This is a genomic window from Streptosporangium sp. NPDC050855 (genome assembly GCF_044456585.1).
GTDB classification, from domain to species: Bacteria; Actinomycetota; Actinomycetes; order Streptosporangiales; family Streptosporangiaceae; genus Streptosporangium; species Streptosporangium longisporum.
Map to the genome: position 1 here is coordinate 84,909 of NZ_JBITFY010000019.1, position 21,074 is coordinate 105,982.

The following is a 21,074-nucleotide window of genomic DNA, read 5'->3' on the forward strand; positions in this document are numbered from 1 at the left end:
GGTGGTCGAGGGGAGACCGGGAGTCGGCCGGGGGCGGTCCGCGACCTCCAGAGGGTCTGCGACCTCCGGGGGCGGTCTGCGGCTTCCGGGGGGCTGCGGCTTCCGGAGGTCGGCCCGCCACCTCCGGGCCGGTGCGCGGCTTCCGCGGTCGGCACGCGGCTTCCAGGAGGAGACCGAACGGCGCCCCGTACCCGCCCTCCGGCCGGTGGAGGGAAGGCCACCCGCCGGGAGATGACGGAATCATGGAGTGACCTTCGCGACACAGCCCCGAAACCGATACGTGGGCACTCCCCGGATCATGCACAATTGATCGGGAGCACCCTTAGCTCAGCTGGATAGAGCATCGGACTTCTAATCCGACGGTCGCAGGTTCGAATCCTGCAGGGTGCGCGTCTCTTGAGCAGCGCGAAAGAGCCTCTGACCAGCAGCAATGCCGGTCCGGGGCTCTCCTGCTGTGTGCGGTGGTGTGCGGCTATCGGCGAGCGACTGCGACTGGTTGTGCCGAATACGTGCCCAAGTTCCGGGCGGGTTCCGGATCACCCGCCCCTCCCCAGAGTGTTGAAGACCCGGCACTCGGTGCATGTGGCGCTACTGGCCCGCTTGGACGCATCGCCCTCGTCTCAACAGGGGCGATGACCCGCATAGGGGGAGGCGTCACATGATCGTGACAGCCACGGTGACGATACCTTGCACAAGGGCGGAAATAAGCCACGCATTGTCAGCTTGCTCGCAAAAAGGGTCTTAGGAGGCCATCCTCGCACGCCACGCTTGGCCCGTATCTTGCAGTTCACGCACAGCTAAGGACGCCAAGGGGCACGCCCAGGACGCGCAATCTTATCAGGACTGAAGAGAGCAGCGGTCCACCATAGACTTGCCACATCGCACACCATCTGAATGTTCGGTTCATTGTTTGCTACGAAGCGTAGTGTGGCCAATCGCGCGTCTCGGGGTCTCATCCCTTGACCACCGACACCGTGAACAAGATGCCTCAGCTCTTGAACATGTCGAGCAGCTTCATCCAGGGTTTGACCTGGAAAACCGGAAATCAACTGAGACTCGTAGTTGTTGATAATTCCAGCGGCCCATGTTTTATGAGTCGCTATATCAAGCTGAGGCAACACATAGTCACGTAGACGTGAGGGCGAAAGGAGTTCCCACAAAGGAACTCCGCCTTGGACGCCGCCTTCCCAGATTCCTTGCAGGGTGCCAAGCGCCCGAAAGGCCGACCAAACCGCCTCCGGCTTTCCCCATTCAGATCCTACGCTGTTGACTGCGTCAATACCGAACCGCATATTTGCCCAGGCAATAGCCTGCTCATTGTGATCCAGCGCTCCATTGCGCACGAACTCGGCTGGGTCCGTGAACTTAAGCAAGAGACGGTTCGCGCCGGCGGCGGACCGCTTCAATAGGTCCTCAGCATGTCTGGCCGGGATTTTCTTTACGTCGGTTTTGTATATGCCTTTTCCACGCCCCGAGAGAGAAGGGCGACCATTGCCAACAGGCCATCCCCCCATGGAGAGGGCCCGCACATAGCCGCTCCCGTGCGGGAGGACCGCTACTTCGGAACCTATGCTCGTCATGAGGACGGCGGCCAATGGTTGAAACCTAGAAGTAAGTGGTGCGCATACTAGGGAGCCCGGCATCGCCTCCAGAAGACCGGTAAGTAGCATGTTATCGCGGCGATCGCTCCCTAGAGGTATCTGGGCAGCAGGTATTCCATTGATTAGATGGTCAATAATACGCCATACCATTTGACGCAACATAAACGCTTTAGTTGCCCCTAGGCGGTAAAATCGGAAGTCCGGCTGCGCCTCGCGAAGGTCGCGGACTGCTTTAACGGGAATTTTCTCCTGAAGGAAAGCCAACTGCAACGCCATCCACTGGTCGATGTGCGTGGCACTAAATCCGGGCGTTCGTGCCGCCTCCTCGACTGCACTCTGTAGCCCTTGGCCGGGAAATGTGTCTTGCGTAAGTTTCCGGCCTATGTCCGCCCTAAGGGAGCCTGCGGAGTTCTGGAGAGGTGTGGCGTAAACCAGCAGTCCTGGATCGCGAGAGCACACCAGCACTTCACCCTTATGCGTGCGAAACTGAAATCCCGCCTCAGCGAGCAAGCTTCTCATTTCAGTTCGCAGACGCTGTTGCACGGCAAGCCATGCAGAGGGTGTGACTTGCGGCGGGAGAGGCGCCCATTTGTTCATATACATATCATGACACAGTAGTCATAGCTTAAGCGCTGGTTAACAGTGATCCTCTAGACCCGGAAGTGCTGATCCGTAGAGTTTAGGCCAGGAGCGTAGCAAGTTATTGCCAGCTAGGCATGCCTTCGGCGGAAGCGCTCCGCTCTATCGAGGGCGGCCGGTATGCGACCGCAGACAAAGAAAGAGCCCCTGAGCAACGAAGAAGGCTGATCAGGGGCCGTCTTGGTGTAGGCGGTGGTGTGCGGTCAGCGGCGGGCGACTACGGTTGATCGGGCTGAATACGCGCTAGAGACCCCGGACTGGTTCCGGATCACTTGTCGTCTCCCTGGAGCGCCTCGGCGATCCGGCGCTTAGCGGCCTCGTCCTGGCCGACGATGCATTTGGCGTAAATCCGGAGCAGGACTTCCACGCTGTGTCCCGCCCACTCGGCCACTTGCGTGGGCGGCACCCCTGCGTTGAGCCAAGTAGAGACGCAGGCGTGTCTGAGGTCATAGACCCTCTTCGCCAGTGGTGAAGTGGCTTCCTCCGGGGTGAGTGCTTCTTGCCGGGCCTTGGCCCAGACGCGTCGGTAGGTGATGCTGGGTAGCTCTCCCCCGCGCACGCCAGAGAAGAGCCGGCCGTCGACAGCCCGACCGTATGGTGCGGCCAAGTGAGCGCGGAGAATCCGGACCAGTGCTGGTGGGATTGGCACTGGCCGGCTGTGGCCGTTTGCGCGGTGCTTGAGTGAGCGTTCCTCGCGGAGTGTTCCGTCATCGGTCCATTCTCGTCCGGCGAACGGGGCTGCCTTGGCGAAGTGCAACTCTCCCCACTCCCCCGACTCCTCCCACTCGCCGGATTCCTCGTTCAAGACTGGGGGCGGAAGAGTGACGTTATAGTCCCGCAGGTTGACGACTTCCTCGGGGCGCAGTCCCGCATAGTACATAAGCGCGAAGAACGCTACCAGGCGTTTGCCGCTCGGGTTCTGGCCCTCCACGGCGGCCAGCAAAGCGCGTACCTGAGCATGATTGACCACGCTGCGACGGTCCACCTCGTGGCTGGGCTTAGGCGCCTTCCACTTGATGCCCTTGAGCGGATTGGCGGGAAGGAGCTTCAGCTCCACGGCATAATCCAGGGCGTTTTGCAGGATGATCTTATTCCGGAGGACGGTGCTTGTGGCGGCCCGCTTGCCGTCGAGGCGGGATGTGGCCGTGTCGAGCAAGGCTCTCACGAGAACGGAGTCATCGCCTAGCGCGGACACGGGGTTGGTGTTGGCTGACAGCCAACGCAGCGCGTCGGCGATGTCGCCGGGCGCCTCCTCCCGCTGCTTAGTGTTGAACGCCCAGCGGCGCATAGCCGTTCGGAGAAGGAGGTCCTCGGGCTTGCCGCGCTCGTTCGCGAACATGGCAGGGGTGGCGGTGGTGAGCGCGCGGGCGATGTCCTGGCGGTACTTCGCCGATGCGTTCCTCCACTTCATGTCCACGAACTTGCAGGCGAACTCGTACCAGCTCATATCTGGGCGTTTCACGCGGTTCCACGAGACCGGCTCGCCGGTGAGCAGACTGAACGCAGCGCCCTTTCGTGCGGCGGCCTGGATTTCTCCTCGGTAAGTATCGGCCTGAGCGGCGTTGCGGAAGGGCTTCTTCCAGGTCCTATTACCGACCTTCCACCGGACGTAGTAGGTGGTCGTCTTCTTCCCCTTGTACGCGTCGGTCTTGTAGACGCGCACGTCGTAGCTGATGTCTTGCATCAAGCGGCGCCCTCCAGGTTATTGAGCCAATTCTCGAAATCAGTGCGGCGGATTCGGAGGTCTCCGTTGGGGAGCTTGAAGCAGCGCGGGGCGCGCCCCTTGGCGCGCCAGTCGTAGAAGGTCCGTCTGCTGATCTGAAGTTCGTCGCAGAACTCAGCAAGGGTGAGGGTTCCACGCGGCTTGGCCGTGGCCATGGATGATCCCCTTCATTCTGGGCGGTCAGGGTGCGAGGCAGTCGGGGTGGACGAGGGTCCCGGCGGCGGTGAGCGTGGAGTCCATGGGCAGGCCGCACTGGGGGCACAGGAGGTGGTCATCAGAGATTGGCTGCGATGCAGTGTCCGCAGCGCCCGTAGCGTCCGAAGGCGGTTGTTTGGCCACTTCAGGAATCTTTGATCTTGCGGTCGCTAGCTGATTTTCAGCGTCCGGGGTAGCGTCCCGAGCGTCCACTTTTCGATCCTGCGGACGCTGTTGGGGTGCTGCGTGGACGCTGGTGTTGGCCTCGGTGCCCGCAGGATCTCGCAGGTCAGGCGCCGTGCTGGACGCTGCGGAGGCTGCGGACGCTGTTTTGCAGCCGTTCTCTGGCTGGGCCCTCAGCGAGATCAACCGATGCCTGTGACGGTCAGATGATCGGGCGGTGTCATCGAAAGTGATCCCGACCGATCGCAGGATGGGTGCGAGGCGTTTGAGTTGCCCGCCGGCGCGGGTGGCGTCTTTGGGCCATTTGGGGTGATAGCCGTCCGGCGGCGGAACCTGCTCCAGGAGCTGCCCGGCCGTGCCGGTCCACTGACTCTGCTGCTGGATGAAGGCCACCACGGCGCTACCGAAAGGGTCTCCTTCGAGGGCGTCCGCGGCGACGTTGTCGGCGGAGGTGATGTAGGTCTCCAAGGTGCTCCAGCCCTGGATGGCGTCGATAGCAGCCAGGACGCAGGCGAAGTCAGCCATGCGAGGCATCCGGTCCAGGTGAATGCTGGGCAGCCGGTCCAGGACCTTGGCCAGCAGGTCCAGCAGGGCGGCGAGGATGGCGGGCCGGTCGGTCTCGAAGCGCCGATCAAGTTCTTGTTCGGTGCGCCGCTGGTCTTCGCTGATGAGCTGCAGGTCCAGCATGAAGATGCGCTCGGCGAGGTCTCCTGCCAGGGCGCCGGCGTCAATGGTGGTCATGGCCAGCACACGGCGAAAGGACAGAACGACGACGTCGTCGTCGGTGTACAGGGCGCGGTCGATGATGCCGTCGCCGGTGACGGCCTTGCACAAGGTGTCCGACAGCCACGGCGCGATGGTCGAAACGTTGTCCAGACACAACGCCCAGGAGTTGAACGCCTGGGTGGCCCAGGTTTTGACGTCGCGCGGCTGGGAGCGCTTGGTGGCGGCGGAGGGGTCTACCAGGTTGATGACCATCTGGGCAGTCTTGGACTTGCCGGTGCCCTGCTCGCCTTTGAAGGTCAGTACCGGGTGGGGGATGTGCGGCACCCAGGCGGCGACCAGCCAGGCTACGAGCTGGTGGAAGGTGGGGTTGTCCATGTTGACCAGACCGTGAAGCATGGCCAGGCCATCGCCGTCGCTGTGTGCGGGTTCAGGCATCGGGGACATCGCCCCGGAGCGGCGAAACAGCACCGGGGAGCGGCTGTGGACGCTCCAGCCGTCGGCGGTGACGATGACACAGCGGCCGTCGGCGGTGCCCAGGTCAAGCACGATCTGGTCGGGTCCGCCGGCCACGCGCAGATGGACCTGGACGGGGTCGGTGGCCATGGCCATGCCTTCCAGCACGGCCATGGCGTCGGTGAGCGCGGAGCTGGAAGGGACTTGCCCGCCGTTGGCGTCGGTGAACTGACGGGCAAGTTGAGCGCGCAGGCCAGCCTTTCCGCGTAGCGGCAAGGCGATGTTGGGGCCGCGCCGGCGTACGCCGTAGGGGCGGCCGTCCTCGCTCATGACCAGGTCGTAGCCCGCGCGAGCCAGGGCGACGAGCTGGGAGGCTTGGGAGGGGCCCTTTTCCTTGTCGCTCATGGTCGGACCCCTTTCACGGTGCGGTGGGCTGAGGCGATGGTGCGGCGGGCGGGCACTTCGGGATGGCCGCGGCTGACGGCGGCCTGAAGCAGCGCGGCGGTGGCGGTCTCGGGGTCGATGTGGGCGCTTTCGAATGCGCGGCAGGAGGCCCAGAACAGGCGGTTGTTGAGGTCGTCGGAGCCGCAGTCCAAGACGACGCGTACCAGCCCGCCCAACCGGTCCGCGCCCTTCGGCCGGGTGTTGGCGGGACTGATGAGAGCTGGGGTGTGTGGGGTGGTCAGCAAGGTCAGCAGCCAGGCGGGGACGGCGGCGATGCGGTCGAACTGACTGCCGGGGGCGAATACGTAGCGTCCGCGGCGGGTGGTGGAGCCGGGGCCGACCAGGTATCCGCCGCTGTCGCGGATGTCGATGCCGGGGGCGAGTTTGCTGACGGAGTTGCCGATGCGCAGGCCGGGTGGGGCGGTCATCCACAGGTGCAGTCCCCCGGAGGGGGTGAGCACAGTCGCGGTATCGGGCATGGTGTGGCCCTGCTCGCCGGCGAGGGCGTTGAGGGCAGCGGGCCCATCCAGGTCGTTCTTACGATCCAGGTCAATGCCGATCAGGTGGTGCGGGGCCCGGCCGCAAGCGATGCCGTAGCCGGCCGCCCACGGTGCGGCGGCGAACATCTCTCGGATGCGGTCGGGGTCGGCGCTGGCGTCGTGTACGCCGTGCCCCAGATTGCCGCAACAGCCGGTGCAGCGCACCGTGTCGCCGGGGTGTGCGGCGGCGATGGCGGGAAGCTTGGTGCGGCTGAGAGGGAAGACCGCCATACCCCAGGTAGCGGCGGTCAGCGCGCGAGCACGGGCAGCCATCCACGCCGGGGCCGGCGGCCGGTGGCGCGACAGGGTGTGTGCGGGCATGGTGAAGGTCCTTTTGCTCTCGTGGTTGATCAGGTGATGGACGGGGCGGCCGGTCACACCGGCCGCCCCGCAGCGGGATCAGAACGGCGGTTCGTCAGAGAACGCGCCGGCGGTCGAGCCGTTCACCGTTGAAGTCGCTCTTGCCGGCACCCACGGGTCGCTGGAGGGCGCGGCGGCAGTGCGGTTTGCGCTGGTGCGGCGGGTCGGGGTGGTGGTCGCCCATCTCAGGCTCGGGCCGATGTCTTCGATCTCCAGTCCGTAGCCGGTGCGCTGGATGCCCTCGGCATCGGTCCATTCGAACTGGCGCAGCACGCCGGTGGCGATGACGCGCTGACCTCTGGTGAGGGACGCGTCGATGTTCTCGGCCAGGTGCCGCCAGGCGGTACAACGCAGGAACAGCGGGTCGCCGTCGCGCCAGGTGCCGCTGCTCTGCTCGTAGAAGCGGGGGTTGGAGGCGATGGTGAACCGGCACATCGCGGCCCCGTCCTTCGTCTGGCTGATCTCGGGGTCGTTGGTGAGGTTGCCGATGATGGTCAAGGTCGTCTGTCCAGTGGGCATGGCGAAGCACTCCTTACACAGGCGATGGCCAGGGGCCGGGGGATGCACGAGAGCCTCGACACCGTCGGCGTCGAGGCTCTCGTGCGTTGACTTCGATATGGGTGGGCCCTGCTCTCTGAGCTGAAGGCGGGGCCGGTGTTGTCTTGGGAGGCGGCTACGGCTGGATGATGGGGCGGCGGTCGTCCAGGGTCAGAACACGGTCGCCTGGGAGCACAGATCGAGGAGGTTGACCGCCTGCTTGACCATGTCGTCGCTGTCCTGGACGGCGGTGATGCCTCCTCGAAATCCTGTGCGTGCGACCCAGGGCTGTTCCTGGTGAAGTCGCTGAGGGACGAAGACGTGCTTGCCCGTGCCCAGGACCATCGCGGTGTAGTAGTAGCTGGAGCCGCCGTCCTCGCCGTCAGTGATGTACGCGGTGGCGGCCAGTCCGCAGGTTGCCACGCGCTCCTGCATGATCGTGTGGTCGGCGGGGGTGGTGTTGGGCCAGAACGGGGAGACCAGCGCTCCGTGCTCGCTGATCTGCTGTGCGACCTTCGCGTACGGCCCAAGCACGTCGGGCGCTGCCCTCCCGCCGGCCAGCACGGCGAGCATACGGCCACCGGCGGCGAGCGCGGCCTCATGGACGGCCGCGTCCAGGTCGGTGCGCAGCGGTGCAACGACGGTCAATCCAACCCCGGCCAGAGCACGGGCGGCTGCAGCGGCCTGGTAGCTGTCGCGTTCGCCGATGACGGCGACGGCCCGGTAGTCCTCGGGGAGCATCTGGCCGCGGACCCACAGGAACGGTTGGTAGTTGTAGGCCCAGAACAGGTTGCCGGGATAGGTGTCATCCACGATGGTGATCAGGCTGACACCACCGGCGCGCATCGTGGCGATGAGGTCACGCGCCTGATTGAGGTCTTCGACGCTGATGCGGGAGCGGAGATCGGCGGCGTATGCCCGTTCGGTTTCGTCCAGTCCGATGTCGTCGCCGGCGATGAGCCTGAGGGCGCTGCCTACGACGGCGATCACCTCGGCGGTGTGATGCCAGTGCTGGGCGTCGGTGGCCTTAGTGAGGGCGAGAACGGCGGCTTGCTCATCGGTCATGGTCATCACCATTTCGAACCTGGTTGTGGACGGGGGCGGGCTTTCCTGCTGCGGTGGCCTGGCGTCTGTCGCGTTCTGTCTGGATCAGTGCGGCCATGTCCCGCCAGGTGATTGCGACCGCGCCGGCCTCGATGGCCTTGATGCGAAGGGATTCCGTCACGTCGTAGTGGCGGTAGGTCTGGAGGGGGTTGTCGGCCTTCTGGAACCATGACCTGCGCAGCCCTATGCCGGTGGCGAGCGCGTGTAGTTCCTCGTCGCAGGTGTCGGAGAACAGGTGCGACCAGCGCCCGGAGATGCGCCCGATGCGGGCCTTTTGCCTCCAGTCGTCCACGTAGATGGTCACTGCGGTGCCGCCTTTCTAGTGGGCTCGTGTGCCGGCGATGAAGTGGGTTCGGTGAGGTGGCCCCAGTGGGTGCCGAGGATTTCGGCGTCGGCCTCGATGGGCACGCCGCGGAAGGTGGTGGTCATGGCCTCGATCAGCACTTGCCGGGTGGACTCGGCCTGCTGAGCGGGGACTTGGACGATGAGTTCGTCGTGGACGAACAGCCACAACCGGTCATGCAGGCCGCGAGAGGTCACCAGCTCGTACACCGCGGCCACCAGCAGGTCGCGTGAGGTGGACTGGATGGCGTAGTTGCTGTTGGCGTACGGCCGGTCGGGGTCGGCGGGGATGCGCCGGCCTGAGCCGGTGATCACCACGGGTGCGTGGGCGATGTCTTGGCCGAAGCTGATGACGCGGGGGTAGGTGCGGCGCCAGCGCTCGATCACGCCGCGGGCGGTGGCCACCGGCACCCCAGTCTGGGCGGCCAGCGCGCGGGCGCCGCCGCCGTAGATGGTGCCGAACGTGGCCCGCTTGGAGACGGTGCGCTGCTGCTTGGTGTAGCCAGGCCCGTACATCAACTCGGCGGTGGCATCGTGGATGTCGACTCCAGAGGCGATGACGCGCATCAACGTCGGATCACGCGACAGCGCCGCCGCCACCCGCACCTCCACCTGGGAGAAGTCACACGACACCAGCACGTTGCCGGGATCGGCGCGAAAGCAGTGCCGAAGCCGGGGGTCGTGCTTTTTCAGGGTCTGTAGTGCGGGCGCGGTGATGGACATGCGTCCGGTACGGGCCCGCAGGGTGTTGATCGAGGGGTGGACCCGGCCGCTGGGGTCCGCGGCGGCCAGGAAGGACCGTAGGTTGGCGATGGTGTTGGAGGTGGCGGCCATCGCACGGCGCGCGGCGATCAGTTCCACTGCACCCGGCGCGAGGTGGGCCCGCCCGGCTTCGACGTCGCCGGCCAACTGGTTGAGGGTGTCGGCGGTGATCTGGGGCCGGCCGGTCGGGGTGCGGGGTAGCACGACGCCGGTGACCTGTTCGGCCAGCCAGGCGGCGAACTTCGGTGAGCCGCCCGGCACTCCCAGCCGTCCCCGGATCAGCTCGTCCGCGGCGCGGTGTTCGGCTTCGGTCTCGGCCAGCAGGGCGGCGGTGTAGGGGCGATCGAGCAGCAGGCCGCGGATGGTGATCCCGGTGGATTGGGCCGCTAGCCAGTGCTCCATCCGCACCAGGTGCGAGAAGACGCCGCACTTGGCCAGCAGGATTGGCAGCAGCCGCCGGGCGTAGATGGCATCCAGCCCGGCGTAGACCACATACGCCTCGTCGGTGGCGGGGAGGTTGTTCCACCCCCACGTCATGGCTGCGCCGCCGGCGCGGTGGCCGCGCGGCGCCAAGTGCCGGGCCCGCTCGTGCAGCGCCTGCTCAGCCTGGGTGAGGCCGTCGTCCAGGTAGCGGCGGGTCAGTTCCTTCAGGCCGTGGCCGGCGCGCTCATCAGGGTTAATGAGCTTGCTCAGCAGATGGGTATCGGCGACCCGTTGCCCCAGGGCGATCCCGAAGGCCGACCAGACCGCCAGGACGTCGTAGCTGGTGTGGGTGACGAACCGCCGCCGCGGATCGCGCAACACCTGCTCAATCGCTTCTCGCTGGCGGGGGATCATCGGGTTGAGCACCCAGGCAGTGGTCGGTGTGCCGAGCTGCAGCAGTCGCATCCCGGCGTCGGGGCCGAAGTGCCCAGGGCCGCCGGAGATGATCGCGCGAGTCTCCACGTCCAGTCCCAGCACCGGATCCGAGGCGGCGAAGGCTGCGAAGGCGACCGGGTCGAAGTCGCTCTCACCGGCGGGTGCGTGGATAGTCATGGTGTGTCCCGCATGGGTGCAGGTGTAGACGGTCATGAGGCACCTCTCAGGCAGCCAGGTCGCTCTTCGGCTGAGACGGAGCGTCAGCGATGGCGGGGATGTCGCAGGGCGAGCACTCCCATAGCAGCGGCACTGTGGCCAGACTCATCGGTTGGCCGCAGCGCGAGCAGGTCAACGCACGCGGTGGCGGCAGGAACGCAGCTAGCCACCCGTAGCAGTCGCCGGTCAAGGCTGTGGAGGCTGCTGTGGGGTTAGCCGCGATGTAGGGCAGGGATGCGGCTTCGGCAGGGGCAACGTCCTGCTCAGTGAACAAACCGTCTTGGACGGCGGGTTCGCTCCTGCCGGCGAGGCGGGCAACGCTTTGCCGGGCGGCGGGAATGGTGCACGAAGGCAAGCTGTCGCGCTGGGGGTTGCCGTCTGCCGCCCGAACCGCCGCTGTGACAGCCCGACGTGCGACTAAGTCGCCGACCGTGAGCGTGTCGGCCTTGTCGATGAACCAGCTGATGGACCGCTTGTGGCGGAACAGGTGATCCACGCGGCCTTCGATGGCGAGGATGTCGTGGGACAGGTCGGGCCGCATGGCGCAGCCCCAGGTGACATCGGAGATGGCGGCCAGGACGCAGATGGAGCAACTGAGCCGGGACATGATCTCGTAGGCCCAGTGCCATTCGAGGTTGTTTGCCCAGTGGCAGGCCCACACCTCCGCCAGCGTCCAGGAGTGCACGACCCGCCAGGTGTGGACCTTCCGCTTGGTCTTGTTGCTGGCCATACGGTTGTACTCAAAGGCGGGCTTGGCCTTACGGGCCGGGGATTCCTCGCCGCGCTCGCCGTTGATGTCGAGGATGCGTATCTGCCGGTCTAGGTTGGCGAGTTTGACCAGCTCGGTGTACAAGCGGTGCTTGGGGGCCCGTTTCTGTTCCGACGTGCAGTGACGGTTACCTGCGTCGGGGAACTTCCCGTACTGCTCGATCTGTTGCAGCAGGTCACCGCCGGTACGAGAACGCACCACGAACGGCAGCCCGTATCGGGTGGCTTGTCGTTCGGCCACGTCGCGTGCTGAGGGCCGATCGCCGAACAGTTCAACCAGCGTGGCGCCAAACCGCGTCCGGTAGTAGTTCGCGTGCTGGGCATCCAACGTGCGGGTAGCGGGCCATTCCACCCGGCCGAGGTCGTTGTGCAAGACCACGAGTCGGTCGCGCACCCCGGCAGCCTCAGCGAGGCGTACCGCTTCGTACAGGGCGACGCTGGAGTCTTTACCGCCGGAATGGTTGACCACGATCACGTCGTAGTAGGAGAGGTTGGCCGCGTGATCGCCACGAGCGGCCGTCGCTACCGCCTCGAAGTGCACCCGAGGCTGCAGCCCTGTCAGACGCCAGATTCTCCGAAACGGTGGGCGGGGAAGGAAGGGCCCAGATGCGGCCAGCGTGATTCGCGACTTCTGCTTCGCCCAGGGCAGGAGACGGATCACCGGTTGTCCTTATCTGGCGCAACCGGAGGCAGGCAGCGGGGATAGTGCATGTAGGGCCGCTGGGTGCAGGCTCGAATCTGCGGCGGGCTGGCTGTGCGCTCGTAGGCGGCGGCGCGGTTGAGGATGCCGATCATCAGGACGTTGCCGGGCTGCTTGGTGCCCATGACGATCCCTGCGGGGTCGGCGCTGGAAGCGGGAGGCGGGCCGCTGCACAGGGCGGCGATCAGGACTGCTGCGGCGAAGGAGCACAGGGGCATGGCGGGTTCCTCGTTTCAGCGGATGTTGAGCAGGCGGGCACCGGCGCGGACCTTGTGTCCGCTGCCGTGGCAGTCGGGGCAGTAGCCGAAGGAGTGCGCGAACAGTCGGCTACGGCGCTCTCCGGTGCCTTTGCAGCGGCGGCAGTCGGTGAAGGGGTGGCGCTTGAGGTTGAGCCGGTAGGTGGTTACGGCGATGAGCACAAGCACGGCTACGGCGGTTGAGTAGATCGCGAGGGTGGCCAGCGCGGTCAGAATGGACATGGCTGATCTCCAGACACAGGGGCGTAAAAGCGACGGGAGAGCGGAAGTTCAGGCGGAACTCAACGCCGTCCGTGCGGAAGCTCGGCCGGAACTCGGGGCGGAGCACTTGGCCGCGGGAGGCGGAACTTAGAAGCGGAACTCAGGGGCGCGATGGCGCCTAGTTGACCGCGCGGAGCACGACCTCAGGGCCGGAGACGTCGGCCGTCGCCGCGTTTTCTTCGAGTAGTTGTTCGAGGAGCTGGCGGCCGTATCGGTCGCTCACATTCAGGGCGCGTCCGAGTTCGGTGCCGGTGATGCCAGGGTTGTCGGTGAGCAGGATGCGAGCTCTGTCCTTGGCGCTCAGGCCATCGTGTGCGGTCTTCTTCGCAGGCGTTTTAGCGGTCTTCGCCCTGGTCTTGGGCTTGGCGTGTGCGGTGAGTTCGAGCCTGACGCGGGCCTCGGTCTCGACTTCGGCACGGCGGAGGCGCTGCTGCATTTCGATCTCAGCGTCTTGGCGGAGCTGGGTTTCGGCCTGCGCCATGAGGGCGGCGAATTGCGTGTCCAGTTCGGCTTCGCGCGCGGCCAGTGCAGCTTCCATCTCATCCTGAGATGCCTGGAGTTTGGCCCCGAGTTCCGCCTGAACTTCCGCTCGAACGGCCTCAAGTTCCGCCTCCCGGATGCGGGCGGCCTCCGCCTCAAGTTCCGTCCGGCGGGCCTGTACTTCCGCTTCCAGTTCCGTGCGAAGTTCCGCTTCAACGATGGGGCGAAGTTCCGCCTTCATGACGGCCAGTTCCGCCTCCTGCTGCTCCCAGATGATGGCCTCACGGGTGGCGGTGGCGGCCTTGGTGATGAAGTGCAGAGCCAGCAGGGCGGAGGCGTCCAGTACGAGGGGGATCGACCACTCGGCGCCGTAGCCGCCGCCGTAGGGGCGCATGACGGCGGCCTGGGAAGAGATGGAGGTCAGCATACTGATCCCGAACAGGGCCAGAATCGCGGCACGAAACCACTTGGCCGCCATGGGACTGACCAGGCCATGAGAGAGCAGCGCGGCGAACACCGCGGGGACCAGGGCGAAGATGATGCCCAGCACGGGATGTCCTGAGCCGACCTCCGCCGCGCTCTTGCCGGCGGCTTTCGCGGTGTCCAGCGTCTGTTGGCTGGTGAGGGACAGGGCATGCCACAGGTTGAGGATCACCGAGACCGTGGTGCCCATGATCAAGATGGTCCACCACAGGGCCGTCCCGTGTCCGGCTTGCATGTCGGGGGGCGCAGCGGTTTTGTGGGTGGCCACGGCCATCCCTCCTTTCGTGCGATATTGGGTGGGTGCGGCCGGGGTCACTCGTTAGCCAACGGCCGTTGCAGGGGCGCCCAAGCGCAGATGTGGTGAGAGGCGGCCTTGGTAGGTGCCACCAAGCCGCTGCGGAGCAGCGATCGGCCCTAAGACTCAGCGCGCCGGGGCGTACAGGCCGCGCTCCACACGGGCAACGTCGCCCTCGTTCACGAGCCCGCCGAGCCTGGTGCGGACGGAGCCAAGGGAGACCGGCTTGCCACCGTCGTCGTTGACAGCGTCCAGGACGCCCTCGGCGCTCATGGGCCCGTCGGCGTCGGCCAGGGCCGCCAAAATACGGTCCTCCAGGCGGACCTTCTTCGGGCCGCCCCCGCTGCTCTCGCCGGTTCCTGCCGAGCCCGTCCCCTGGCCCGCGCCTTTTTGCTGTTGGGCTTGACGGAACTGCTCGCACAGCGCCGCCATGGCGGCAGGGTCGTGGCGGAGCATGTAGGCGACGCCGGCGGTCTCGTGGGAGACCTCCTCCAGGCGGCGGGGCTCGTCGTTCCCGTACAGGGCAAGGATCTCCGGGTCCTTGCCGGGCAGGGGGGCGATGGAGCCGAGCCGCAGGTGCCGCATCATCGCGGTCGGGCGCGGGCCGGACAACAGATATCCCATGCCTTGTGTGCCCGGGGCGTCGTCTTCGTCGTCCTCAGGCTCGGAGTCGAACTGGCTGCGCAGCTCGCGCGGGGCGAGCGTCTTCGGGATGGGCATGAGCTGTTCCCCGGCCGGTAGCAGGCCGTCTGCGACCAACTGGCGCATCATGGATGACGACCAGCGCAGCAGGGTCACTTCGCCCTCTTTGAGCATGGCTCTGAGCGTGTCGCTTCCGCCGAGTTCTTCCAGGTGGGACGCCTGGGCGGACAGGCCGATGCTGACGCCTACGGAGCGGCCAGTGCGTCCCAGCTCCTTGATCAGGTAGGTCGCCAGGTCCCGATAGGGTGCCCCTCGCTCAAGTAGGCGGTTCGCTTCGTCGATGCGGACGTGCAGCAAGGGGTCCGCGCCGAGTGCGAAGCTGTTGCGGCCGGCCGCGCTGTAGCGACGCATGCGGTCTTGGGCGACGGCCACCGCCGCCATCAGCATCAAGATTGCTTCTTCTTGGCTGCGGGCGTACCAGTCGACGTTGCCCTCAGCCTCGGGGACCGACTGTCCCAGCTTGAGATCAGCGAGCCAGGTACATATCTTGTTGATCTTCTCGGCGATCAGCTCGATTTGCAGGGCGCGGGACTTGCCGGCGCCGGTGGTGCCGAACAGCAAGAACCGCTGTGCCGAGCCGGTCGAGGGGTCATAGAGCCGCTTTTTGACCGGGTGGCCGTTGTGATAGAGCCCGGTGACGATCCGGCCGTGCCGGTCCATCACCAGGTCCTCGCGGGTCACGGCCCGTACCTGTGCCAACGGGTTGGACGGGTAGACCGTGACCAGCGCCCGGCGCAGGCCGTCCGTCTCGACGGCCACGCGGGTGGGGTCGTTGATGTCCAGGGCCGAGCATAGCGCGGCCAGGTTGTAGCTGATCACCTTGCCCTGCGGCACTTCCAGGGTTAGTTCGACCACGTCGCCGGGCGAGGCCATGACCGCACTCATGCATCCTCCTCGGTGCGGGTCGTTGGGGCGGTCGTGTGGCTGGCACCCGGGCGGCCCACCCGGACGCCGGCTAGTACGGTCCCGGGCATCGCTGCCGGGGCGATGCGCTTGGTCCAGACCGTCGCCAAGTCGTCGTCGGGCTGGCCGATCGTCAGGCGTCGCACGCCGGCGCCGCGGCCGGGCACCGCGCCGATGTCGATCTCCTCTTCGGGGATGTCCATCAGAGCCGACAGGTGCTTGATGGACACCTCCGGGACCGGGCGGCCTGGGATGGTGGAGCGGATCACGGCCCGCATGGACGTCTCGCCGGTGCGCTGGATGTCGTCCAGGACGGTGTCGGGGGCGGCTCCACCGTCGATCGCGACGTGCTGGGCCCACCATCGGCCGGCCGGGTGGTCGTTGGCCACCTCCTCGACCGGGACCAAGGCGGTGGACGGGGCGGAAAGCGGTGGGGTGACCATGCGGCGGGCGACCTCGGCGGGGCGCAGCACCCACGTTCCCGCCGTCCATGCGGTTAGCGCCAGAGCTTCACCCCAGTGGATGCCCGGCACGATCTGTTCAGCGACCAGGAGGGCGGCCAGGCTCACGCCGGGGCCCAGGTAGAGCGCGCTGGCGGCGGCCCGCTGGTGACCTTGCGGCTTCCACAGCCGCAAGGTCACCAGGCCCCCCAGGGTGAGGGCTGCGTCCGCCAGCAGGGCCGCGCCGGTCAGCTCGCCGGTGAACAGGCCCGTCGCCGCGGCGGTGGCCCCGGCCAAGGTCGCCATGCGCCCTGTCGCGCTGCGGATGACGGCCAGGCGGCGTCGCGCCTTGACCAGCGCGGGCCACTGCGGAAGCTCCACCTCCACCGGCGCCAGCGGGGGCGGGGTCACGGACCTGTTCACGATCGTTCCTCCTTCGGTCCAGGTGGTCAGCGGTTGGAGTAGAACTCGGCCTCGGCCATGGCGACGGGCATCGCGTTGGCGGCGGCAGCGACCGACCCGTAGTCGGCCTCGTGGGCGGCGGCGGTCTGCTCGAACGACGTCGCCAGGTCCTCGGTGGCCTCGGCCATCGCTTCGGCGTCGGCCAGGACCGCACGCATGACGGTCGCCGCGCCGTGGTGCTCGCCCACGGTGTCGGGATCGACGCTCAAGCGGCCCATCTGATCGGCCAGGCGATCGACGGAAGCTGAGCAGCCTTCGACGTAGCGGTACGTCTGGCGCACCTGCTCGCTCAGCCCGCGCAGCCGCAGGCCGGCCGCGGTGAGCTGGACGAGCAAGATGCCGTACCGGACGACCCGGGTGATGACACCGCCGCTGTTCGCGACCACCTCGCCGGTGCTGTGTGCGCTGTTCAACTCGTGCATGAGGTTCCTCCTACTCGTCGTGGTACTGGCGCTCAGCCGGGCGGATGTGGCCGGCGTCGCGGACGGCATCGGCCAGGCCCTTGTGACGGTCGGCGGCGTTGGTCCCGGCGACGGAGATGGCCTCAGCGGCGGCGGGCAGGTTGGCGGCGATCGCCTCGGCGCGGGCCTTGACCGTCTGGGTCTTGTCCATGATCATCGCCATCATGCCGAGCAGGACACCCGGCACCTTCAGGTCGCTGATCTCGGCGTACAGATCCTCCAACCGGGTCATCAACTGCTCGCAGCCGTCCGCTGTTGCACGGGCATCGGCGACCCCGTCGGTGATCTCCTCCGCCATGTCGGCGTCGGCCTCGATCACGTCGTAGATGGTCAGGTCCGCATCGGCGTACTGGGTCGTCTTCACAGGCATGCTCACGATCGGCGCTCCTTGCTGATCCGGTGCTGACCGCGGTGACGAGGCCGAACGTGCGGCCGGCGGCACGGCGGGGCCTGCGGTCAGCGCGGCCTGCCCCACGGTGATCGCCGGGGCCTCAGGCCGTGGCCAAGGCCGGTCATCGACTCTCTCGACGGCCACGTGCACCGTCCGGTCGGCTCCTGGCGGTGGCCGCATCCCCTCCCACCCCGGCGGCGGGGGCGGTGCAGTCCGCTGCCGGCGGGCGCCGCCCTGGGTGCTCCTGGAGTTCTCACCGGAGCTGGTCTTGGTTCGGCGCTTCCACCAGCCGTGCTTGGTGCCCCTGGTGTTGCCCTTGCCTGCCCGCTTGGAGTTCTGGGAGTTCTTGGCGTCTCGCGTGGCCTTGCCCTCGTCGGCTTTGCCAAAGCGGGCCTTCCAGGTCCTCCAGCGCCAGGCAGTCGGGCGCTTGGGGTCGGCCGCCTTCTTACCGGACCTCTTGTTCCTGCGCTTACCCGGACGGTCTTGGGGTCTGGTCCCTTTGCCGGTCGCGTCGGTGCGTCCGGCCCACCGCTTCGGCCTGGCGGCGGCCTTCCTGCCCTCCTTGCCGCCGCCTTTGGGCGCTCTCCAGGTCAGACGGCCGGCACCAGGTGTCTTGTCGCCCTTGGAGCCCTTCGGCTTCTTGGCGCTGTTCTTGTCCTCGATCGCCTTGGTGAGCTTCGCTCCCGTGGCCTTCTTGCGGTGGCTGTCCTTGGAGCCCTTCGGTGTGGCACGTCTCTTCCACCAGCCCGCCTTGCCGCCGCGGACGGCCTTGGGGCCCTTGGAGCCTGCCCCACCCTTACCGCTTGGCTTGGCGGGAGGCCGATCGTGCGGGCCGCGCGAGGCCCTCCGCGGCTTCGTCTTGGGCCTCTTGGGCGGCTTGTCGTTCCCGCCGTTGTCGTGCGATCGGCGGGCGAAGGCCCGCGAGCCCTTCGGCTTCTTGGTGCCGCCTCCCGCTGGCGAGCGTAGAAGAGATCCCGATCCTCCCGAGGTGCCCGCGCTCTTTGTGCTCTTCGTGCCGCCGGGACTGGCCGCCGCTGCCTTGCTGGCCGCCTTGTCAGCCCCGGCGCGGGCCTGGTCCGCGAGCGCTTGGCGGTGTCGGGCACGGTGCCACATGCCCTGCGCGGCGGCCACGCCCAGGGCCGTCATCAGCGCCATGGCGGTCGCGGCCACCTCCCGCCCGGTCGGGTTGCCGGGATCTTCTGCAGGCGGTGGCGAGAAGGCGTCTTCGGCCTCGGAGCCGTCGGCAGCGGAGGCATTCGGGGGAGCGGCCAAGGGTGGGACGGGCGGCATCATCAGGGCGAACGGAACGCTCATCCCCGTGGGGCTCGGCAGGTTCGGCATGGCGCCAACCGGAACCGTCTCCTCCCCGTCGAAAGGGGCCTCGCCGACGGCCGGATCGTCCGAGGTAGAGGGCCGGGGCACGGAAGGCAGCGGAGGAGGGGGCGGGAGGGTCTTGTTCGACCGAGGCCGGAAGCTCACAACGGTGGTGTCGTCGGTGTCGTCAGCCACGATGTGCGCTCCTTGCAGAAGTTGACAGAAAGTGGCGGGACGGCGTACCCTCGCGCGCGCATGCGCTCGTGCGCGCGGGCGCTCGTATTACGCGAGGCCGGTCCGCCGTCGCGGTGAACATGAACATGCACATGAAGATCACCCGGTTACTGGCTGTAGCGCTGGCAGTAGTTGCTGAGGGTCAGCGCAAGGTCGTGCCACGCCGTCTCGTCGCCGTTGGCGGCACGGTCCCGCGCGATCTTCCTGGCCTGGTCCCACCACAGCTCGGCGACGCCCTGGGCGCCGCGGTCGGCCACCAGTTCCCGGCGCCGCTCGGCGTGCCGCCGCTGGTTGTAGATGCGCCGCTCGGCGCTGGTCATCGGTTGGTTCACGGCATCTCCTCACCATCTCGGTCGATAGGCGCTTCACGCGGCGGGGCGTCGAGCGAAGGAGGCAGCACGACTTTCGGGATCTCAAAGGGCTCACTCGGCTCTTCCTTGGCCTTGCGAGCTGACGAAACGTCGAGTGAGGGAGGCAGCACGAGCCTCGGCATCTCGAAAGGCTCACTCGGCTCTTGCTTGGCCTTGCGAGCCGGACGCTCCGGGTAGCGCGGCGGGGTGTCCGCGATCAGACGGTTGATGAAGTTACGATCCGCCCAGGGCGCGGGCGGCAGCAGCTGGGCGATCGTCGCCGGGAGCCGCCAGTACCCCAGGAGCGCGGCGGTTCCGGCGACGATCGCCACCGGATTCTCATCGCCGAAGTCGAACCACTCGCCGTGCTTCCAGTAACTGCGAAAACAGGCGTGCAGGACGCGCTCCATATCGCGCCCACCTGGGGCTCTCCACAGAATCCGCAGGGCAACCGGAGAGCCGACCTGCAATTCCTCCACCCGCCTGTCCGGGTTGAAGCTGACTCCGATCTTCACCGGGCGCACTTCGTCCGAGCCGACCAGGTACAGCCACCGCTGGCGCCTGCCGCTCATGCCGGCCGCTCCCCGCGGATCATGTCCATGAAGCTGCCGTCAGGCGACACCGCGCGGGGCCTGACAGACCTGACCTGATCGGCGCGAGCGGCGAAGCCGATACCGCGTGCGAGTTCGGGAGCCTGCTTGGCCTGCGCGGCAGCCTGGCGGGCGGCGGGGATCTCGTGGCGGCCACGCCGGTAACGAGCCTCCAACTGGAACGTCCGCGTGGCCGCCTTCTCCAGGAGTTCCTGGATCTCACCGAACGGGCCGGTCACCCAGCGGTGCCGCCACCATGTCTCGAAGGTGCTGTAGCCCGCGGGCGGGTTGGCCTTCCACATGGCTTCGGCATCCCGCCGGATTCTGGCTACGAACTCTGCCTGATCCGACAAGGCCCGCCGCAGTTGAGAGGCGAACGCCTCCATCATCTCCGGACGGTCCAGCATGTCCCCGGACCACTCCGGCCCGGACGAAGTTCTGCTCATCAAAGACCTCCTTTCTCAAGGGCATCCGCCACCTCGAACGTGCAGTTGGGTAGGTCAGCGGACGAGAACCGCCGCCGGCGGGGTTGCTGGTCGTGGATCGTATTGGTCAAATCCCGCACCGCGCCGGCCAGTTCGATAGCGCCGGTAAGTGCCTGAATCGCGGCGGCGAGGTCGGCCACGACGGTGAGGTAGGTCGCGGCGGCCATCACCAAATCACCGCCTCGGCGTCGGCCAGCTCGTCAGCGGCTTCGGTGAGCAGGTCGTCAAGGATGTCGGCGGCGGCAGCGCGTCGCGCCCTCATGTCGTCCCAGCTCTCACCGGTCAGGATCGGGGCGCTGAGGTCGGGATGCATGTACGTCAACACGTAGGCCAAGGGCCGGACGTCGATGTCCGGGGATGATGTCGTCTCAGTCTTCGCGAGCGACACGCGGGGGGCGGTGGAGTGACGGGGCATCGTGGATTACCTCTCTGAACTGGTGGTTGAGGGGTCACCGGGTGCGGTCGGAGCGCCCCGGCAGGGAGTCGAACCCTGCCTGCGACCATCGGGGCGGTAGATCGGTGGGCTCTTTGCGGGAGGTATGGGTTGCTCCCGTTGTAGGCAGAGCCCTGCCCTCCGGCTGCCAAGGTGCCGGGAACCTCGGCCCCCTCTGTCCGGGACCCCTTGAAGTGCGCGTGTTGTTTGCTGTACAGGTTCTAAGAGATATAGAACATGTACAGCAGCGAAGAGTCAAGGCTTGCAGGTTGGCTTCTTGAGGTTCCGCCGTGCCGGACCTTGATCTCTGCGGCTAACTCCAGGGAACCGCAGGACAAAGGGTGCAGGGCAGCGTGATCGCGGAGGTGCTCAGTTGCTCAGGG

Annotated in this window: 22 protein-coding genes and 1 tRNA gene; 1 reads left to right on the forward strand and 22 read right to left on the reverse strand. The window is 66.9% G+C overall.

Going from position 1 to position 21,074, the window contains the following annotated elements; translation table 11 throughout:
* Window positions 1-316: 316 nt before the first annotated feature.
* Window positions 317-390 (forward strand) — tRNA-Arg (locus ACIBCT_RS31395).
* Window positions 391-797: 407 nt separating this feature from the next.
* Here ACIBCT_RS31395 and ACIBCT_RS31400 read toward each other — a convergent pair.
* The 22 genes from ACIBCT_RS31400 to ACIBCT_RS31505 form a co-directional block, all read right to left on the reverse strand.
* Entirely contained in the window at window positions 798-1,877 is a 1,080-nt protein-coding gene (locus ACIBCT_RS31400) for a hypothetical protein (protein WP_399194734.1), read from the reverse strand.
* 631 nt (window positions 1,878-2,508) lie between these two features.
* The gene (locus tag ACIBCT_RS31405) at window positions 2,509-3,924 is read right to left on the reverse strand and encodes a tyrosine-type recombinase/integrase (protein ID WP_399194736.1); all 1,416 of its coding nucleotides are present in this window, start codon (window positions 3,922-3,924) and stop codon (window positions 2,509-2,511) included.
* Window positions 3,924-4,118: a helix-turn-helix transcriptional regulator gene (locus ACIBCT_RS31410; RefSeq protein WP_399194738.1), complete on the reverse strand. Its 195-nt coding sequence runs from the start codon at window positions 4,116-4,118 to the stop codon at window positions 3,924-3,926. The genes ACIBCT_RS31405 and ACIBCT_RS31410 overlap by 1 nt, the downstream gene beginning before the upstream one ends.
* Before the next feature lie 25 nt (window positions 4,119-4,143).
* Complete coding sequence (locus ACIBCT_RS31415) at window positions 4,144-5,925, reverse strand: ATP-binding protein (protein ID WP_399194740.1); 1,782 nt, start codon at window positions 5,923-5,925, stop codon at window positions 4,144-4,146.
* On the reverse strand, window positions 5,922-6,824 hold the full coding sequence (locus ACIBCT_RS31420) for a bifunctional DNA primase/polymerase (protein WP_399194742.1): 903 nt from the start codon (window positions 6,822-6,824) through the stop codon (window positions 5,922-5,924). The genes ACIBCT_RS31415 and ACIBCT_RS31420 overlap by 4 nt, the downstream gene beginning before the upstream one ends.
* 78 nt (window positions 6,825-6,902) lie before the next feature.
* Window positions 6,903-7,382 carry a single-stranded DNA-binding protein gene (ssb, locus tag ACIBCT_RS31425; RefSeq protein ID WP_399194744.1) on the reverse strand — a complete coding sequence of 160 codons (480 nt, stop codon included), beginning with the start codon at window positions 7,380-7,382 and terminating at the stop codon, window positions 6,903-6,905.
* Between the two features lie 189 nt (window positions 7,383-7,571).
* Window positions 7,572-8,465 (reverse strand): DNA-processing protein DprA, encoded by an 894-nt coding sequence (locus ACIBCT_RS31430; protein ID WP_399194746.1) that lies wholly within the window; start codon window positions 8,463-8,465, stop codon window positions 7,572-7,574.
* Complete coding sequence (locus ACIBCT_RS31435; protein ID WP_399194748.1) at window positions 8,455-8,808, reverse strand: DUF4031 domain-containing protein; 354 nt, start codon at window positions 8,806-8,808, stop codon at window positions 8,455-8,457. Before ACIBCT_RS31435 ends, ACIBCT_RS31430 begins: the two co-directional genes overlap by 11 nt.
* The gene (locus ACIBCT_RS31440) at window positions 8,805-10,679 is read right to left on the reverse strand and encodes a DNA polymerase (RefSeq protein WP_399194750.1); all 1,875 of its coding nucleotides are present in this window, start codon (window positions 10,677-10,679) and stop codon (window positions 8,805-8,807) included. The genes ACIBCT_RS31435 and ACIBCT_RS31440 overlap by 4 nt, the downstream gene beginning before the upstream one ends.
* A 10-nt stretch (window positions 10,680-10,689) precedes the next feature.
* Entirely contained in the window at window positions 10,690-12,111 is a 1,422-nt protein-coding gene (locus ACIBCT_RS31445) for a hypothetical protein (RefSeq protein WP_399194752.1), read from the reverse strand.
* Window positions 12,108-12,368 (reverse strand): hypothetical protein, encoded by a 261-nt coding sequence (locus tag ACIBCT_RS31450; RefSeq protein ID WP_399194754.1) that lies wholly within the window; start codon window positions 12,366-12,368, stop codon window positions 12,108-12,110. The genes ACIBCT_RS31445 and ACIBCT_RS31450 overlap by 4 nt, the downstream gene beginning before the upstream one ends.
* A 15-nt stretch (window positions 12,369-12,383) precedes the next feature.
* The gene (locus tag ACIBCT_RS31455; protein ID WP_399194756.1) at window positions 12,384-12,629 is read right to left on the reverse strand and encodes a hypothetical protein; all 246 of its coding nucleotides are present in this window, start codon (window positions 12,627-12,629) and stop codon (window positions 12,384-12,386) included.
* 157 nt (window positions 12,630-12,786) lie between these two features.
* Entirely contained in the window at window positions 12,787-13,899 is a 1,113-nt protein-coding gene (locus tag ACIBCT_RS31460) for a hypothetical protein (protein ID WP_399194758.1), read from the reverse strand.
* Window positions 13,900-14,052: 153 nt separating this feature from the next.
* The gene (locus tag ACIBCT_RS31465; RefSeq protein WP_399194760.1) at window positions 14,053-15,513 is read right to left on the reverse strand and encodes a hypothetical protein; all 1,461 of its coding nucleotides are present in this window, start codon (window positions 15,511-15,513) and stop codon (window positions 14,053-14,055) included.
* Window positions 15,510-16,394, reverse strand: a complete 885-nt coding sequence (locus ACIBCT_RS31470; RefSeq protein WP_399194762.1) for a hypothetical protein — start codon at window positions 16,392-16,394, stop codon at window positions 15,510-15,512. The genes ACIBCT_RS31465 and ACIBCT_RS31470 overlap by 4 nt, the downstream gene beginning before the upstream one ends.
* 26 nt (window positions 16,395-16,420) lie before the next feature.
* On the reverse strand, window positions 16,421-16,855 hold the full coding sequence (locus ACIBCT_RS31475) for a hypothetical protein (RefSeq protein ID WP_399194763.1): 435 nt from the start codon (window positions 16,853-16,855) through the stop codon (window positions 16,421-16,423).
* 10 nt (window positions 16,856-16,865) lie between these two features.
* The gene (locus tag ACIBCT_RS31480) at window positions 16,866-18,794 is read right to left on the reverse strand and encodes a hypothetical protein (protein WP_399194764.1); all 1,929 of its coding nucleotides are present in this window, start codon (window positions 18,792-18,794) and stop codon (window positions 16,866-16,868) included.
* A 146-nt stretch (window positions 18,795-18,940) separates the two neighbouring features.
* Window positions 18,941-19,165, reverse strand: coding sequence for a hypothetical protein (locus ACIBCT_RS31485; protein WP_399194765.1), 225 nt, complete (start codon window positions 19,163-19,165; stop codon window positions 18,941-18,943).
* Window positions 19,162-19,755, reverse strand: a complete 594-nt coding sequence (locus ACIBCT_RS31490) for a GIY-YIG nuclease family protein (protein ID WP_399194766.1) — start codon at window positions 19,753-19,755, stop codon at window positions 19,162-19,164. The genes ACIBCT_RS31485 and ACIBCT_RS31490 overlap by 4 nt, the downstream gene beginning before the upstream one ends.
* Entirely contained in the window at window positions 19,752-20,219 is a 468-nt protein-coding gene (locus ACIBCT_RS31495) for a hypothetical protein (protein ID WP_399194767.1), read from the reverse strand. The genes ACIBCT_RS31490 and ACIBCT_RS31495 overlap by 4 nt, the downstream gene beginning before the upstream one ends.
* Window positions 20,219-20,425 carry a hypothetical protein gene (locus tag ACIBCT_RS31500; RefSeq protein ID WP_399194769.1) on the reverse strand — a complete coding sequence of 69 codons (207 nt, stop codon included), beginning with the start codon at window positions 20,423-20,425 and terminating at the stop codon, window positions 20,219-20,221. Before ACIBCT_RS31500 ends, ACIBCT_RS31495 begins: the two co-directional genes overlap by 1 nt.
* Window positions 20,425-20,646, reverse strand: coding sequence for a hypothetical protein (locus tag ACIBCT_RS31505; RefSeq protein ID WP_399194771.1), 222 nt, complete (start codon window positions 20,644-20,646; stop codon window positions 20,425-20,427). The genes ACIBCT_RS31500 and ACIBCT_RS31505 overlap by 1 nt, the downstream gene beginning before the upstream one ends.
* Window positions 20,647-21,074 lie beyond the last annotated feature (428 nt).

What these genes read in the sequence shown, in the direction of transcription:
- ACIBCT_RS31400 (WP_399194734.1), bottom strand. Translation starts at nt 1,877, where the DNA reads ATGGCGTTGCAGTTGGCTTTCCTTCAGGAGAAAATTCCCGTTAAAGCA.
- ACIBCT_RS31405 (WP_399194736.1), bottom strand. Translation starts at nt 3,924, where the DNA reads ATGCAAGACATCAGCTACGACGTGCGCGTCTACAAGACCGACGCGTAC.
- ACIBCT_RS31410 (WP_399194738.1), bottom strand. Translation starts at nt 4,118, where the DNA reads ATGGCCACGGCCAAGCCGCGTGGAACCCTCACCCTTGCTGAGTTCTGC.
- ACIBCT_RS31415 (WP_399194740.1), bottom strand. Translation starts at nt 5,925, where the DNA reads ATGAGCGACAAGGAAAAGGGCCCCTCCCAAGCCTCCCAGCTCGTCGCC.
- ACIBCT_RS31420 (WP_399194742.1), bottom strand. Translation starts at nt 6,824, where the DNA reads ATGCCCGCACACACCCTGTCGCGCCACCGGCCGCCGGCCCCGGCGTGG.
- ssb (WP_399194744.1), bottom strand. Translation starts at nt 7,382, where the DNA reads ATGCCCACTGGACAGACGACCTTGACCATCATCGGCAACCTCACCAAC.
- ACIBCT_RS31430 (WP_399194746.1), bottom strand. Translation starts at nt 8,465, where the DNA reads ATGACCGATGAGCAAGCCGCCGTTCTCGCCCTCACTAAGGCCACCGAC.
- ACIBCT_RS31440 (WP_399194750.1), bottom strand. Translation starts at nt 10,679, where the DNA reads ATGACCGTCTACACCTGCACCCATGCGGGACACACCATGACTATCCAC.
- ACIBCT_RS31450 (WP_399194754.1), bottom strand. Translation starts at nt 12,368, where the DNA reads ATGCCCCTGTGCTCCTTCGCCGCAGCAGTCCTGATCGCCGCCCTGTGC.
- ACIBCT_RS31455 (WP_399194756.1), bottom strand. Translation starts at nt 12,629, where the DNA reads ATGTCCATTCTGACCGCGCTGGCCACCCTCGCGATCTACTCAACCGCC.
- ACIBCT_RS31465 (WP_399194760.1), bottom strand. Translation starts at nt 15,513, where the DNA reads ATGAGTGCGGTCATGGCCTCGCCCGGCGACGTGGTCGAACTAACCCTG.
- ACIBCT_RS31475 (WP_399194763.1), bottom strand. Translation starts at nt 16,855, where the DNA reads ATGCACGAGTTGAACAGCGCACACAGCACCGGCGAGGTGGTCGCGAAC.
- ACIBCT_RS31490 (WP_399194766.1), bottom strand. Translation starts at nt 19,755, where the DNA reads ATGAGCGGCAGGCGCCAGCGGTGGCTGTACCTGGTCGGCTCGGACGAA.
- ACIBCT_RS31495 (WP_399194767.1), bottom strand. Translation starts at nt 20,219, where the DNA reads ATGAGCAGAACTTCGTCCGGGCCGGAGTGGTCCGGGGACATGCTGGAC.
- ACIBCT_RS31500 (WP_399194769.1), bottom strand. Translation starts at nt 20,425, where the DNA reads ATGGCCGCCGCGACCTACCTCACCGTCGTGGCCGACCTCGCCGCCGCG.